The following is a 15,068-nucleotide window of genomic DNA, read 5'->3' as shown; positions in this document are numbered from 1 at the left end:
GTACGACCACTCATGTGCGGTCGCGGCCGGCCGCGTTGACTCGTACGCATGCCGGAAGACCTCCTCGACCCCCGCACTCCGCGCGCCTGGATCGGGCCTCTGATCTCCACGCTCGTCACCCTGCCCGCAGCGGGCTTCGCCCTGCTCGTCGGTGGCCTGTCGCCCATGGCGTGCGACTCCTGCAACGGCGCACGGGCCGCCCACTTCGACGATTCGTTCAGCCCGGCCTGGGCCCTCCTCCGTGTGGGCCTCGTCCTGTCGCTGATCGTCCTCGTGGCGAGCTGGGCCCTGCCCTGGCGTCAGCGGCAGGCCGCCACCCGGGTGCTGCTCTCCCTGGCCGCGCCCGCCGTCGTCGGTGTCTCCCTCGTGGCGTTCATGGCCCTCGTCGACTGGCCCTGACACGCTGTTGGTCCCGATTCCGGTCCGCTAGCCTCACGGCCATGACTACCTCCGGTGCCGAATCCCGTCACGTCAGCATCCACATCGACCGCCCCGTCGGCGAGGTCTACGCCTACGCGTCGGACCCGTCCCACCTGCCCGAGTGGGCGGCGGGGCTGAGCGCCTCGATCGAGGAGACGGACGGGCGGTGGGTCGCCGACTCGCCCATGGGGCAGGTCGTGGTCGACTTCGCGCCCGGGAACGAATTCGGCGTGCTCGACCACCACGTGACACTGCCGACGGGCGAGAGCGTCTACAACCCGGTGCGGGTGATCGCCGACGGCGACGGCTGCGAGGTCGTGTTCACCCTGCGCCGCAGGCCCGACATGAGCGCCGAAGCGTTCCGGCGCGACGCGGACGCGGTGGCGGCCGACCTCGCGACGCTCAAGCGCCTCACAGAACGCGCCTGACCTGACCGGGGCTGTCCCCCGCGTGAGCTACGCGCAGGTGTCCACCGTGAGGTGACGCTTCGTGAACGCCCGGTCCGTAGCGTTCGAGGCGCCGCGGCACCCTGGTCGCGGGACCGGCGAAGGAGTGCTCATGAGGATCGTCTGGCAACTGTTGACCGTCGTACTGATCGCGATGATCGGCGGTCAGATCGTCGGCGCCGTGGAGGACAATCCGTGGCTGCAACTCGTCTTCGGGCTCCTGACCTCCGTACTCGCCGTGCTCGCCTACGGATGGGTGGTGCGCAGGACCGAGCACCGCCCGTCCACCGAAGTGGCCCGCGAGGGTGCTGTGCCCGCCCTCGCCCGGGGGCTGCTGATCGGCCTCGCACTGTTCGGTGCGGTCATCACGAACATCTTCTTCAACGCGCACTACGAGGTCCACGGACTGGGTTCCCCGAGCGGTGCGGTAGGACTGATCGGCTTCATGGCGGCCGCCGCCGTGACGGAGGAACTGATGATCCGCGGCGTCCTGTTCCGGATCGTCGAGGAGTTCACCGGCACCTGGATCGCGATGGTGCTGACGGCCGTACTGTTCGGCGCCATGCACCTGCTCAACCCGAACGCCAGCCTGTGGGGCGCCGTCGCCATCACGATCGAGGCCGGTGGCATGCTCGCCGCCGCCTATGTCGCGACCCGCAACCTGTGGCTGCCCATCGGTCTGCACTTCGGCTGGAACTTCGCCGCAGGCGGGATCTTCAGCACCGAGGTCTCCGGCAACAACACCCCGCAGGGGCTGCTGGACAGCACGACGTCGGGCGCCGAGTGGGTCACCGGTGGCGACTTCGGACCTGAAGGAAGCCTGTACTCGGTGGTGTTCGGACTGCTGCTGACGGCCGCATTCATGTGGCTGGCCCGCCGGCGCGGCAACCTCGTCCCCATGCGCCGCGCCGACCGGGTCGCCGCCGCCACTACACTTCCCCGATGACCGGACTCCCGCGGATCCTCGAACTGTGGCGCCGGTCAGGCGCCACACTCTGGTACTGGCCGCTCGCACTGCTGATCTTCACCGGTTCGTTCGTCCCGGCCATGCAGAACCACGGCACCATGATCGGCAACCTGCCGGACCGACCCTTCGACGCCCTGGCCGTCGTCTCCATCGCCCTTCAGTGCCTCCCGCTGGCCGGGCGCAAGCGGTGGCCGGTCGTCTGTTTCACCCTGGTCTCGGTCGGCTTCGCCCTCGACCAGCTCCGCGGCTACCACACACTCGCGGGCACCGCGTTGCCCATCGCACTGATCAGCGTGGCGTCCCAGCTGGAACACCACAGGCGCGCCACCGCCCTCGCCTTCACCGCGGCGTACATTCCGTTCGTCGTCGCCCTCAACGAGATCGGACCGGGCGAGCCGACCAGCGAGTACGTGATGTTCTACCTGGCCGTGGCACTCGCCTGGGGCGTCGGGGCATGGCTCCGCACCACCCGGGCCGCCGAGGCCGAGCGGCGCCGCCGCGTCGCGGAGGACACCCGCACCGCCGAACGCACCCGCATCGCCCGTGAACTCCACGACGTCGTGACCCACCATGTGACGGCGATGGTCGTACAGGCGGAGGCAGCACGCTATCTGGCCGCCGCACCCGAGCGCCTCGACCAGAGCCTGTCCGCGGTCACGGACACCGGCCGCCGGGCCATCACCGACCTGCGGCACCTGCTCAACCTCCTCAACCCCGATCACGGCACCGAGGCCACACCGCCGCCCGTCGGCAGACTCCTCACCCTCGTCGAGCAGACACGGCGGGCCGGGCAACCGGTCGAGTTCACGGAGGAGGGCACGCCCGCCGAGTCGACCGGCAGCGCCGACCTCGTCGCCTACCGGGTGGTGCAGGAGTCCCTCACGAACGCCCTCAAGTACGCTCATGGCAGCGCCACTTCGGTCCGCGTGCACCATTGCGAAAGGGAGATCACCGTGGAGGTGAGCACGGACAGCTCCACCTCGAAGGTCTCCCTCACCGGCGGAAGCGGACGAGGCCTTGCCGGTCTCCGCGAGCGCGTCGACGTCCTGGGCGGCGACTTCAGCGCGGGCCGGCAACCGGACGGCGGCTTCGTCGTCCGGGTCCGTATACCTGCCGGGAGCAATGCGTGACCGAACCGATCCGGGTCCTGATCTGCGACGACCAGGTGCTGATCCGCACCGGCCTTGCGACGATCATCGACGCGCAGCCCGATCTGGAGATCGCGGGCGAGTGCGGCGACGGACAGACCGCGGTCGACCTCGTCGGGAAACTGCGTCCGGACGTCGTGGTGATGGACATCCGCATGCCGGTGCTCGACGGCATCGCCGCGACCCGCCTGCTGGCCGGCGCCGGGGTGGAGCGGCCCGTAAAGGTGCTGGTGGTCACGACGTTCAATCTGGACGAGTACGTCTACGAGGCGCTGCGCGCGGGCGCCAGCGGGTTCCTCCTGAAGGACGCACCGCCGGACCGGTTGTTGCAGGGCATCCGAACCGTGGCAGCGGGCGCGGCCCTGCTCGACCCCGAGGTCACCCGTCAGCTGGTGGGCCGCTACGCCGCCCGGATCCGACCAACAGACGGGGCTCCGCAGGACATCCCGCTCACCCCGCGCGAGCAGGAGGTCCTGCGCCTCATCGCGGACGGCCTCTCCAACACCGAGATCGCCGCGGCCCTCGTGATCAGCCGGGAGACCGTCAAGACGTTCGTCTCCCGCATCCTCACCAAGCTCGGCCTCCGCGACCGCGTCCAGGCGGTCGTCTACGCCTACCGCCACGGCCTGGTGACCTGAGCCCTCATCGTCTCGTTCACGAGACAGCAGTAGGTGAGCACGTACGAGGGCGGGGAGTTCGACCGTATGCACCCCAGGAAACGGCAGCGTAAGAACACCGCATTGACGTGGTTCAAGTCCAGTTACAGCGGCAGCGACGGCGGCCAGTGCCTCGAAGTCGCCTACGACTGGCGCAAGTCGAGCTACAGCAGCGAGCAGGGCGGCGCCTGCATCGAGGTGGCCTCGCACCCCGCCGCCATCCACGTCCGCGACTCCAAGAACCCCGAAGGCCCCACCTTCACCGTCGCCCCCACCGCCTGGTCGGCCTTCGCCGCGTTCGCCGCCCAGGACTGACCTGGGGCCTTTCGGTCAGCGGCCGAGCCGCTGGGCGACCTCCGTCGCCCAGTACGTCAGGATCATGCCCGCGCCCGCCCGCCGGATGCCCAGCAGGCTCTCCAGGATCGCCGCGTCCCGGTCGATCCAGCCCTTCTCCGCCGCGGCCTCGATCATCGCGTACTCGCCACTGATCTGGTACGCCGCGACCGGCACGTCCACCGCGTCGGCGACCTTGGCGAGGATGTCCAGGTAGGGGCCGGCCGGCTTGACCATGACCATGTCGGCGCCCTCCTCCAGGTCGAGCGACAGCTCGCGCAGAGACTCGCGGATGTTGGCCGGGTCCTGCTGGTAGGTCTTGCGGTCGCCCTTGAGCGAGGAGCCCACCGCCTCACGGAACGGGCCGTAGAAGGCCGACGAGTACTTCACGGTGTACGCGAGGATCGACACGTCCTCATGGCCCGTCTGGTCCAACGCGTCCCGGATCACACCGACCTGACCGTCCATCATCCCGCTCGGGCCCACCACGTGCGCGCCCGCGTCCGCCTGGACCTGGGCCATCTCCGCGTACCGCTCCAGGGTCGCGTCGTTGTCGACGCGGCCGTCCGCCGTCAGGACCCCGCAGTGGCCGTGGTCGGTGTACTCGTCCAGACACAGGTCGGACATGATCACGAGGTCGTCCCCGACCTCTTCCCGCACCGCCCGCAGACCGGCCTGGAGAATGCCCTCCGGGTCCGTCCCCGCCGTGCCCCGCGCATCCTTCTTCTCGTCCAGCGGGACACCGAAGAGCATGATCCCCGAGACCCCCGCGGCGACCGCGTCCACGGCGGCCTTCCGCAGCGTGTCCAGGGTGTGCTGCTGGACGCCCGGCATGGCCGAGATCGCGACCGGCGCGTCGACGCCTTCGCGTACGAACGCGGGCAGGATCAGATTCGACGGGTCGAGCCGGGTCTCGGCGACCATGCGGCGCATGACGGGGGTCGTCCGCAGTCGGCGGGGCCGCGAACCGGGGAAGTTTCCGTAATCGGTCATCCTTCGAGACTAGACCCGCACACATCACCGGTTTACCGACACCCGAGCCGGAAAAATGCGGGAAAAGAGCGGTCCGGGCGCGCCTCTCCGGGAGCGATAAATGCGTCGACAGGGGCAGCGACCGCCCGGCAGAGTACTCGCCCGTGACCAGCAGCGACCTGTGGGACCAAGCGACCGCCGACCGCTACGACACCGAGGAGGCGCCGCGATCCACCGCCGCGTTCCTCGGACCGACCCTCGACTTCCTCTCCGGCCTCGCCGGGAACGGCCGCGCTCTGGAGTTCGCCATCGGTACCGGCCGCGTCGGGATTCCGCTGCGGGAACGCGGCGTACCCGTGAGCGGCATCGAACTCTCCGAGCCCATGGCAGCCGTCCTGCGGAGCAAGATCACCGAGGACAGGCTTCCGGTGACCATCGGGGACATGGCCACGACCACCGTCCCCGGTGAGTTCTCCCTCGTCTACGTCGTCTACAACACCATCGGGAACCTGCTCACCCAGGACGAGCAGGTCGAATGCTTCCGCAACGCCGCGCGCCACCTGGAGCCCGGCGGCCGGTTCGTCATCGAGCTCGGCCTGCCGCCGTTGCGGCTCCTGCCGCCGACGCAGGCCGCCGTGCCCTTCGACGTCTCCGAGCGGCATCTCGGCTTCGACACCTTCGACCTCGTCGAGCAGACCCTCGTCTCGCACCACTTCACCCGCGAGGACGACGGCCGCTACCGCCGGGGCGCGAGCCGGCATCGCTACGCCTGGCCGGCCGAGCTCGACCTGATGGCGCGGATCGCCGGACTCCGGCTGGAACGCCGGGTCGCCGACTGGGACGGGACACCGTTCACCCAGAACTCCACGGGGCACATCTCCGTCTGGCGCAAGCCGGGCTGAGACCCGGGAGAGCCCACGGGCACATGCGAGGGCCGGCTGCCTCCCTCAGGAGACGGCCGGCCCTCGCACACACGCACACCGGAACCGGTCAGGTCGTGGACCTGCGCCGTCGCGCACCCGGGCGCCGCTCGCTCGGCCGGGTCACCGGGTCGCCGGCCTCCTTGGCCGCGTCCCGGCGCTGCGCGCCGAAGTCCGCCAGCGCCTGGGCCAGCTTGTGGACCGACGGTTCGGGGGACAGGACGTCGACCCGCAGACCGTGCTCCTCGGCCGTCTTCGCCGTGGCAGGACCGATGCACGCGATCACCGTCACGTTGTGCGGCTTGCCCGCGATCCCGACCAGGTTGCGGACGGTCGACGACGAGGTGAAGAGCACCGCGTCGAAACCGCCGCCCTTGATCGCCTCCCGGGTCTCGGCCGGCGGCGGCGAGGCGCGGACCGTGCGGTACGCGGTGACGTCGTCGACCTCCCAGCCCAGCTCGATCAGCCCGGCCACCAGGGTCTCGGTGGCGATGTCGGCACGCGGCAGGAACACCCGGTCGATCGGGTCGAAGACCGGGTCGTACGGCGGCCAGTCGTCCAGCAGCCCCGCTGCCGACTGCTCGCCGGACGGCATCAGATCCGGCTTCACCCCGAAGTCCACCAGTGCGGCGCCCGTCTGCTCGCCGACGGCCGCCACCTTGATCCCGGCGAAGGCGCGGGCGTCGAGCCCGTACTCCTCGAACTTCTCGCGCACGGCCTTCACCGCGTTGACCGAGGTGAAGGCGATCCACTCGTAGCGACCCGTGACCAGGCCCTTGACCGCGCGCTCCATCTGCTGGGGCGTGCGCGGCGGCTCGACGGCGATCGTCGGCACCTCGTGCGGAACGGCGCCGTACGAACGCAGTTGGTCGGAGAGCGACGCCGCCTGCTCCTTCGTCCGCGGGACGAGCACCTTCCAGCCGAACAGCGGCTTGGACTCGAACCACGCGAGCTGGTCGCGCTGGGCGGCGGAGCTGCGTTCCCCGACCACGGCTATGACGGGCAGATGCCCGTCGGGCGACGGGAGCACCTTGGCCTGCTTCAGGACCTGGGCGATCGTCCCGAGGGTCGCCGTCCAGGTGCGCTGGCGCGTAGTCGTGCCGGCGATCGTGACCGTGAGCGGGGTGTCGGGCTTACGCCCGGCCGAGACCAGCTCACCGGCGGCCGCCGCCACCGAGTCGAGCGAGGCGGAGACGACGGCCGTCGCGTCGCTCGCACCGACCTCGGACCAGCAGCGGTCCGATGCGGTACGCGCGTCGACGAACCGCACATCGGCGCCCTGCGCATCACGCAGCGGTACACCGGCGTACGCGGGCACACCGACCACGTTCGCGATGCCGGGCACGACCTCGAAGGGCACACCCGCGGCAGCACAGGCGAGCATCTCGGCGCCCGTGTTGCCGTCCAGGCCCGGGTCGCCCGTAACAGCGCGGACCACCCGCCTCCCGCCCTTCGCTGCCTCCATGACAAGATTGGCGGCATCCCTGAGGACGGGGACTCCGGCGGCTGTTGACGTCTTGTCAACAACCGTCACCTCAGGTGTGCTTACCCCTGTCCGCGCATGGCAGCGGACGACGTCGAGAACGTCCGGTTCGGCGACAAGGACGTCCGCGCTCGCCAGCGCCTCGACAGCGCGCAGGGTCAGCAGTCCCGGGTCGCCGGGACCGGCGCCCAGGAAGGTGACATGCCCTGAGGACGTGACAGGGAAGTCGGATACGACAGGGCCGGTGGGGCTCAAAGTGCTCGCTCCCCCATAAGACCGGCCGCACCCTTGGCAAGCATCTCGGCCGCGAGCTCGCGACCGAGGGCCGCCGCGTCGTCGTGCGACGTGGGGACGGGACCGGTGATGGACAGCTGCACCAGGGAAGTACCGTCGGTTGAACCGACGACACCGCGCAGGCGCAGTTCGTTGACAACCTGCCCGTCCGCCATGAGGTCGGCCAGCGCACCCACAGGTGCGGAACAGCCGGCTTCCAGGGCGTTGAGCAGGGCGCGCTCGGCGGTCACGGCGATCCGGGTGTACGGGTCGTCGAGCTCGGCGAGTGCTGCGGCGAGGTCCGCGCTGCTTTCAGCGCATTCGACCGCCAGTGCTCCCTGGCCGGGAGCGGGCAGGACGACATCGGCCGGCAGGAAGCCGGTGACCTCGTCCGTGCGTCCGAGGCGGCTGAGCCCGGCGGCGGCGAGTACCACCGCGTCCAGCTCCCCGCTTCGTACGAATCCGATACGCGTATCGACGTTGCCACGGATCGCGACGGTCTCTATCTCAAGGCCGTGCGAGCGGGCGTACGCGTTGAGCTGCGCCATGCGGCGCGGCGATCCTGTGCCGATGCGGGCACCGGGCGGCAGCTGGTCGAAGGTCAGTCCGTCCCGCGCCACCAGTGCGTCGCGCGAGTCCTCGCGCTGCGGCACCGCGGCCAGGACGAGCCCGTCGGGCTGTGTGGTCGGCAGGTCCTTGAGCGAGTGGACGGCGAAGTCCACCTCGCCGCTCAGCAGCGCCTCGCGCAGGGCGGCGACGAACACGCCCGTCCCGCCGATCTGCGCCAGGTGCTCCCGGGAGACGTCCCCGTACGTGGTGATCTCGACGAGCTCGACGGCGCGCCCGGTCACCTCGCGGACGGCATCAGCGACCATGCCGGACTGTGCCATGGCGAGCTTGCTCCGCCGGGTGCCCAGCCGGAGCGGTGTGGTGGTCTCCCCACCCAGGGGTGAGTTGTCGGTCATGACCGCCCTCTATTCGGGTCGTTCAGGTCTGCCCGGGAGACGGCGGCCACCGTCTGCGGGTCGAGGTCGAAGAGTTCACGCAGCGCATCGGCGTACCCGGCGCCGCCGGGCTCACTGGCGAGCTGCTTGACCCGCACGGTGGGCGCGTGCAGGAGTTTGTCGACGACGCGGCGCACGGTCTGTGTGATCTCGGCGCGCTGCTTCTCGTCCAGGTCGGGAAGGCGTCCGTCGAGCCGCGCGATCTCGCCGGCCACCACATCGGCGGCCATGGTGCGCAGGGCGACGACGGTCGGGGTGATGTGGGCGGCGCGCTGGGCGGCTCCGAAGGCGGCGACCTCATCGGCGACGATGGTGCGCACCTGGTCCACATCGGCGGCCATCGGGGCGTCCGCGGACGCCTCGGCGAGCGACTCGATGTCGACGAGGCGCACACCGGCGACGCGGTGGGCCGCTCCGTCGATGTCACGCGGCATCGCGAGGTCGAGCAGATGGAGCCTGGCGGGTCCGGTGACGGCCGGCCGCACGGGCACCCGGCGCACGGCCCGGTCCTGCGCCGCGGCGGTGGCGGAACCGTTCTCCACCCACGCGGCGTGCTGGTCGAGCGCGCCGGGCGTGGCCGCGGCCGGGGCCTCGGTCACGCGCGCGGCGGCGTCGAAGTCGACGCCGAGCGCGTCGGCGACGGCCTCCGCCGTGAGGACGAGCCCGGTCGCGCCCGTACAGGAGACAACGACGTCGGCACGTGTCAGTTCGTCCGCGACGCCGCCCATCTCCACGGCGCGCGCCTCGCTCACACCGGCCTGGCCGAGGATCTCGACGAGCCGGTCGGCACGTGCCCTGGTCCGGTTGGCGATGACGATCCGGTCGACGCCGGCCCTGGCCAGGGTGGCCGCGGCGAGCGAGGACATCGAGCCCGCGCCGATCACCAGGGCGCTCTTGCCTGCCGCCCATCCGGTGACCTCGGCGCCGCCCGCGAGCTGTTCCAGACCGAAGGTGACGAGCGACTGCCCGGCCCGGTCGATCCCGGTCTCGCTGTGGGCGCGCTTGCCGACCCGCAGTGCCTGCTGGAAGAGGTCGTTCAGCAGACGACCCGCGGTGTGGAGCTCCTGCCCCAGCGCCAGCCCGTCCTTGATCTGGCCGAGGATCTGGCCCTCGCCGACGACCATCGAGTCCAGCCCGCACGCCACCGAGAAGAGGTGGTGGACGGCACGGTCCTCGTAGTGCACATAAAGATAAGGAGTGAGCTCGTCCAGGCCGACCCCGCTGTGCTGCGCGAGGAGGGTCGACAGCTCGGCGACACCCGCGTGGAACTTGTCGACGTCCGCGTACAGCTCGATGCGGTTGCAGGTGGCCAGGACGGCGGCCTCGGTCGCGGGCTCCGCGGCGAGGGTGTCCTGAAGCAGCTTCGTCCGGGCCTCGGCAGCCAGCGACGCCCGCTCCAGCACGGAGACGGGGGCGCTGCGGTGGCTCAGACCTACGACCAGGAGACTCATGCGGGCATCACCGCGGGCATGTCCCCGTCAGGTCCCTTCCGGCCGGCGGGGTTGGCGCGCATCGGCGGCGCCTCGTCCTCGTCGGCGTCATCGACGGGCCTGCCGTCGGCAGCGGCCTCCTCGCCGGCCTTGCGCTGCTCGTGGAAGGCGAGGATCTGCAGCTCGATCGAGAGATCGACCTTGCGCACGTCGACGCCGTCGGGCACGGAGAGCACCGTCGGCGCGAAGTTCAGGATGGAGGTCACGCCCGCGGCGACGAGCCGGTCGCAGACCTGCTGGGCCGCACCGGGCGGGGTCGTGATGACACCGATGGACACACCGTTCTCGCTGATGATCCGGTCCAGGTCGTCGGTGTGCTGGACGGCGATCCCGGCCACGGGCGTACCCGCCATGGCGGGGTCGGCGTCGATCAGCGCGGCGACCCGGAAGCCGCGGGAGGCGAACCCGCCGTAGTTGGCGAGGGCGGCGCCGAGATTACCGATGCCGACGATCGCGACGGGCCAGTCCTGGGTGAGGCCGAGTTCACGGGAGATCTGGTAGACGAGATACTCGACGTCGTACCCGACTCCGCGCGTCCCGTAGGAGCCCAGGTAGCTGAAGTCCTTGCGCAGCTTGGCGGAATTGACCCCCGCCGCCGCGGCGAGCTCCTCGGACGAAACCGTGGGAACCGAGCGCTCGGAGAGCGCCGTCAGTGCGCGGAGATACAGGGGAAGCCTGGCGACGGTGGCCTCGGGAATTCCTCGGCTACGGGTCGCCGGTCGGTGAGTTCGGCCAGTTGCCACGGTGCTCCTGCGGGATGAGCGGGGCTGCAGGCGGCCGTATGTCCTATGACCGCCCCGTCGACAGCAGGCTATGTCTTTGTGAACGCGTGCACAAAGATAGTGTCCGTTTTGTCTGGTCAAAGTGACCGGGGTCACGCATATTCCCTGCGTGTTCCCGGAACCCGGGACGCCATCGGCCCGCCGCAGGTCCGAAGGGGGCAAGACGGTACACACTCCTCATGTCCACGCCCCCGAGACCACTCAAAACGCCCATGATGTTAACCGGGTTTCGCCGGGGAAGCCCCCTCACGTACGCAGCGCCGTGCGCAGCCGCGCCGGGTCCACCCGCCAGAAGGTGTGCTGTTCCTCATCGATCAGGACCACCGGGATCTGCTCCCAGTACTCCTTGTACAGCGCCTCGTCCCGCGTGATGTCCTTCTCCACCCAGGACGCACCGGTCTCCTCGCACACCGCGCTCACCACGAGTCGGGCGTCGTCACAGAGATGGCACCCGGGCTTTCCCACAAGGGTCACGACCCGGTCCGCGGGCTTCTTCGTACGACGCAGCAGAGCACTCATACCTTCCATTCTGCCCCTCCCCGGAGGACGGGCACGGGTTCAGCACGTGCGCGAAATCACCCGTTTAACGCCCCGGTTCCGGAGAGTTCACACCACCGCATCCCGCCGGTTCGGGAACAGCCGAACAGAATGGCTATGCTCACGACATGGCCGCTCTTGGATGGCTCACCCCCCGCAGGCGCCCCGCCACGGCACGCAGCGTGCTCGCAGGCGAGGCCGCAGCCGAGGCCGCGCGGAAGTCCGCGCTTCCGGAGGAGGCCGAGGAGTCGGCGGCCGCCCCCGAGGAAGCCGGGGAGCCCGCGTTCCCGGTGGCCGGGGACACCAGGGCCGCGGCCTTCTTCGACCTGGACAACACCGTGATGCAGGGCGCCGCGCTCTTCCACTTCGGCCGCGGCCTGTACAAGCGGAAGTTCTTCCAGCGGCGCGAACTCACCCGGTTCGCCTGGCAGCAGGCCTGGTTCAGGCTGGCCGGGGTCGAGGACCCCGAGCACATGCAGGACGCCCGCGACAGCGCCCTGTCCATCGTCAAGGGCCACCGCGTCTCCGAGCTGATGTCCATCGGCGAGGAGATCTACGACGAGTACATGGCCGACCGCATCTGGCCCGGCACCCGCGCCCTGGCCCAGGCGCACCTCGACGCCGGCCAGAAGGTCTGGCTGGTCACCGCCGCCCCGGTGGAGACCGCCACGATCATCGCCCGCCGCCTGGGTCTCACCGGCGCGCTGGGCACCGTCGCCGAGTCCGTCGACGGCGTCTACACCGGCCGGCTGGTCGGCGAGCCCCTGCACGGCCCGGCGAAGGCCGAAGCGGTACGCGCGCTGGCTGCGGCCGAGGGCCTGGACCTGGACCGCTGCGCCGCGTACAGCGACTCGCACAACGACATCCCCATGCTGTCCCTGGTCGGCCACCCGTACGCGATCAACCCGGACTCCAAGCTGCGCAAGCACGCGCGCTCCCTGGACTGGCGGCTGCGCGACTACCGCACCGGCCGCAAGGCGGCCAAGGTCGGCATCCCGGCCGCGGCCGGCGTCGGCGCGCTGGCCGGAGGCACGGCCGCCGCGGTGGCGCTCCACCGCCGCCGCCGCTGACAGGAAAGCGGCACGCCCGGCTGCGTACGCCCAATCGGGAGCGGAACAGTCGGCATATACACCCATCGCCCCGGCCAGTCGCGTTACGTGCGGGCGACCACAACCCGTCGCCGCCAGAGGCAGATTCCGAAGCCATTCGATCAATAACCGGTCACGATGTGCTACTTGATCCGTCACTTAGAGGTTACGGAAGCGACGGAACCGGTGATTTGAGCAACTGGGTGTAGCACCGCCTGTACGAAGCGTTATTCTCCTCAGACGCATAAGAAGCCCGTCACCCACTACCACGCGTGATGGTCTTTCCACTGCACGTGATGGAAGCTCTGCCTCTGGGAGTCCCGTGTACCCACACGTCGGGGTTGACACCTCGGGCCTGGCTACGCTGCGCGCAACGGTCCTCGACCACTTGCGCGGCTTCGTCCCCACCGCGTACGCCGTCCCCCAATTTGCCACCCCTGTACCTACCGGCCCTTGCTACGCGCTGGCCGAACGCAGCGCGGCCGTCGGAAGACGCAGCAACCGCGGCGCTGCGACCACACCTGCCGTCAGGCGGCCGACGGCCGACAGCGACAGCGCGCGCATGATGGATCTCGTCGAGCGCGCGCAGGCCGGTGAGGCCGATGCCTTCGGCCGCCTGTACGACCAGTACAGCGACACCGTGTACCGGTACATCTACTACCGCGTGGGAGGCAAGGCGACAGCGGAGGACCTCACGAGCGAGACGTTCCTGCGCGCACTCCGCCGCATCTCCACCTTCACCTGGCAGGGCCGCGACTTCGGCGCCTGGCTGGTCACGATCGCTCGGAACCTGGTCGCCGACCACTTCAAATCCAGCCGTTTCCGACTGGAAGTGACCACCGGCGAGATGCTCGACGCCAACGAGGTCGCGCGGAGCCCGGAGGACTCCGTCCTGGAATCCCTCTCCAACGCCGCACTGCTGCAAGCCGTACGCCGGCTGAACCCACAGCAGCAGGAGTGCGTGACCCTGAGATTCCTGCAAGGTCTCTCGGTCGCCGAGACCGCCCGGGTCATGGGAAAGAACGAGGGCGCGATCAAAACCTTGCAGTACCGAGCCGTGCGAACACTCGCGCGACTTCTGCCGGACGACGCCCGCTGAGGTCACCATCCGTGACGTGTCCGTGACACACCGATCGGATCATCCTCAGTCCGTAACCCAACTGCCGCGCCACTCGTTGTGCCGGATGCAGGCCCCCTGTCGCCACGCCTGACCGTTTCCACTCGCTCGATCGTGTGGAAACGTCTCCGGTGGGCAACCTTCCGGACCCTCAGGGGAGTCGACCGTCATGACGAGAGGAGGTGCCGCCAGTGATCGCAAACGTTTCGGCACACCGGCGGGCGAACGCCTTCGCCCAGGCCCTGGAGGATCAGTCCCCCCAGGGTGCGGCGGCCGTACAGCCCGAGGACCCGGCCCAACCGGCCGACCACGGAACGCTGTTGGCCCTGGCGAACGGCCTCGGTGAGCTACCGGAGCCGGAATTCGATCCCGAGGTCAAAGTGGTGCAGCGGGCTCAGCTCGTCGCAGCCATGGAGACCATGTTCGCCGAAGGCGGTGCGTCCACGGGCCCTACCGTGCCCGAACAACGGAGCAAGGGAGCCCACCGGGCGTCCCCGATCCGGAGGCTGCGCCCCCGCTCCCGCTGGGCGAAAGGCCTCACCGCGGGCGGGCTCACGGTCGGTGTGGCCGCGGGAGCGTTCGGCGGAGTGGCCGCTGCCAGTTCCGACGCCCTGCCCGGTGATTCCCTCTACCCGCTCAAGCGCGGCATGGAGGACATCAGCCGCGGCATGGCCAGCGGCGACGCCGACCGGGGCAAGGTCTATCTCGACCAGGCCTCGACCCGTCTGAGCGAAGCCCGCCGGCTCATGGAGCGCGGCCGCTCGGGCGAGATGGACCACGAATCGATCGGTGAGATCAGACGCGCCCTTGACGGCATGACGCACGACGCCACCGAGGGCCACCGCCTGCTCCACACCGCCTACGAGCACGACGGCGCCATCGGCTCCATCCAGGCCCTGGACTCCTTCTCCCGCTCGCACCGGGACAGCTGGAGCAGCCTCAGCAGCCGACTGCCCGTCCAGCTGACGGACGTCCGCGACGAGGTCAGCTCCGTCTTCGAGGCCATGGACCAGGAAGTCGCGCCGCTGAAGTCCCTGCTGCCCCGCACCCCGGGTTCCGAAGGGGACGCACGGCCCTCAGGACCCACCCAGGAGGACGGCGCATCCGCGGCCCCGGAGCACAAGGCTCCGTCCTCCTCCGCAGCGCCGGACGACAGCGCTTCGGGCAACAGCACCACGCCGAAGCCCTCCGGCTCCGACGGCCCCGCCGACGGCCTCATCGGCGGCGGCACGGACGGCCTGCTGGACAAGCTCCCCACGGACGGCACCACCCCGTCGTCCCCGGGCAGCTCATCCGGCTCTTCCCCCGCACCCGACGTCACCCTGCCGCCGCTGCTCCCGGGCCTGCTGCCCGGACTCGGCATCGACGGCGAGGACGTGGAGCGGTAGGGGGACCACCGCACGAGGAAGGGGGCCGTCCGGACCGGACGGCC

General features: G+C 70.2%; 16 protein-coding genes. 10 read left to right on the top strand and 6 right to left on the bottom strand.

Going from position 1 to position 15,068, the window contains the following annotated elements:
* Positions 1–48: 48 nt before the first annotated feature.
* The 6 genes from OG623_RS19475 (at position 49) to OG623_RS19450 (ending at position 3,952) form a co-directional block, all read left to right on the top strand.
* Complete coding sequence (locus tag OG623_RS19475; RefSeq protein WP_362895702.1) at positions 49–399, top strand: hypothetical protein; 351 nt, start codon at positions 49–51, stop codon at positions 397–399.
* A 41-nt stretch (positions 400–440) separates the two neighbouring features.
* Positions 441–848: an SRPBCC family protein gene (locus tag OG623_RS19470; RefSeq protein ID WP_406148020.1), complete on the top strand. Its 408-nt coding sequence runs from the start codon at positions 441–443 to the stop codon at positions 846–848.
* 130 nt (positions 849–978) lie between these two features.
* Positions 979–1,812 (top strand): CPBP family intramembrane glutamic endopeptidase, encoded by an 834-nt coding sequence (locus OG623_RS19465; RefSeq protein WP_406148019.1) that lies wholly within the window; start codon positions 979–981, stop codon positions 1,810–1,812.
* A complete protein-coding gene (locus OG623_RS19460; RefSeq protein WP_406148018.1) occupies positions 1,809–2,963 on the top strand; it encodes a sensor histidine kinase in 1,155 nt (384 codons plus the stop codon). The genes OG623_RS19465 and OG623_RS19460 overlap by 4 nt, the downstream gene beginning before the upstream one ends.
* Complete coding sequence (locus OG623_RS19455; RefSeq protein WP_406148017.1) at positions 2,960–3,619, top strand: response regulator; 660 nt, start codon at positions 2,960–2,962, stop codon at positions 3,617–3,619. Before OG623_RS19460 ends, OG623_RS19455 begins: the two co-directional genes overlap by 4 nt.
* Before the next feature lie 66 nt (positions 3,620–3,685).
* Entirely contained in the window at positions 3,686–3,952 is a 267-nt protein-coding gene (locus OG623_RS19450) for a DUF397 domain-containing protein (protein WP_406151916.1), read from the top strand.
* A gap of 15 nt (positions 3,953–3,967) precedes the next feature.
* Here the strand turns inward: OG623_RS19450 and hemB are convergent, their stop codons facing one another.
* The gene (gene hemB, locus OG623_RS19445; RefSeq protein WP_406148015.1) at positions 3,968–4,963 is read right to left on the bottom strand and encodes a porphobilinogen synthase; all 996 of its coding nucleotides are present in this window, start codon (positions 4,961–4,963) and stop codon (positions 3,968–3,970) included.
* Positions 4,964–5,106: 143 nt separating this feature from the next.
* Here hemB and OG623_RS19440 point away from each other — a divergent pair, with 143 nt between their 5' ends.
* Positions 5,107–5,844 (top strand): class I SAM-dependent DNA methyltransferase, encoded by a 738-nt coding sequence (locus tag OG623_RS19440; protein ID WP_406148014.1) that lies wholly within the window; start codon positions 5,107–5,109, stop codon positions 5,842–5,844.
* Between the two features lie 88 nt (positions 5,845–5,932).
* Here the strand turns inward: OG623_RS19440 and OG623_RS19435 are convergent, their stop codons facing one another.
* From OG623_RS19435 to OG623_RS19415, 5 genes are all read right to left on the bottom strand, one after another.
* Positions 5,933–7,600 (bottom strand): uroporphyrinogen-III synthase, encoded by a 1,668-nt coding sequence (locus OG623_RS19435; RefSeq protein ID WP_406148013.1) that lies wholly within the window; start codon positions 7,598–7,600, stop codon positions 5,933–5,935.
* A complete protein-coding gene (gene hemC / locus OG623_RS19430; protein ID WP_406148011.1) occupies positions 7,597–8,583 on the bottom strand; it encodes a hydroxymethylbilane synthase in 987 nt (328 codons plus the stop codon). Before hemC ends, OG623_RS19435 begins: the two co-directional genes overlap by 4 nt.
* Positions 8,580–10,073 (bottom strand): glutamyl-tRNA reductase, encoded by a 1,494-nt coding sequence (locus tag OG623_RS19425; protein WP_406148010.1) that lies wholly within the window; start codon positions 10,071–10,073, stop codon positions 8,580–8,582. The genes hemC and OG623_RS19425 overlap by 4 nt, the downstream gene beginning before the upstream one ends.
* Positions 10,070–10,855: a redox-sensing transcriptional repressor Rex gene (locus tag OG623_RS19420; protein WP_406148009.1), complete on the bottom strand. Its 786-nt coding sequence runs from the start codon at positions 10,853–10,855 to the stop codon at positions 10,070–10,072. Before OG623_RS19420 ends, OG623_RS19425 begins: the two co-directional genes overlap by 4 nt.
* A gap of 285 nt (positions 10,856–11,140) precedes the next feature.
* Positions 11,141–11,413 (bottom strand): glutaredoxin family protein, encoded by a 273-nt coding sequence (locus OG623_RS19415; RefSeq protein ID WP_406148008.1) that lies wholly within the window; start codon positions 11,411–11,413, stop codon positions 11,141–11,143.
* A 146-nt stretch (positions 11,414–11,559) separates the two neighbouring features.
* On the opposite strand from OG623_RS19415, the gene OG623_RS19410 reads away from it, so the two are divergent.
* The 3 genes from OG623_RS19410 to OG623_RS19400 all read left to right on the top strand — a co-directional run bounded on the left by OG623_RS19410 (position 11,560) and on the right by OG623_RS19400 (position 15,024).
* Complete coding sequence (locus OG623_RS19410) at positions 11,560–12,501, top strand: HAD family hydrolase (protein ID WP_406148007.1); 942 nt, start codon at positions 11,560–11,562, stop codon at positions 12,499–12,501.
* 340 nt (positions 12,502–12,841) lie between these two features.
* Positions 12,842–13,618, top strand: coding sequence for an ECF subfamily RNA polymerase sigma factor, BldN family (locus OG623_RS19405; RefSeq protein WP_406148006.1), 777 nt, complete (start codon positions 12,842–12,844; stop codon positions 13,616–13,618).
* 209 nt (positions 13,619–13,827) lie between these two features.
* Positions 13,828–15,024 carry a DUF5667 domain-containing protein gene (locus OG623_RS19400; RefSeq protein ID WP_406148005.1) on the top strand — a complete coding sequence of 399 codons (1,197 nt, stop codon included), beginning with the start codon at positions 13,828–13,830 and terminating at the stop codon, positions 15,022–15,024.
* Positions 15,025–15,068: the final 44 nt, after the last annotated feature.

The sequence above is a fragment of the Streptomyces sp. NBC_01012 genome, assembly GCF_045162755.1.
In the GTDB taxonomy this organism is placed as follows: domain Bacteria; phylum Actinomycetota; class Actinomycetes; order Streptomycetales; family Streptomycetaceae; genus Streptomyces.
This window is presented reverse-complemented; position numbering and strand designations above follow the sequence as displayed.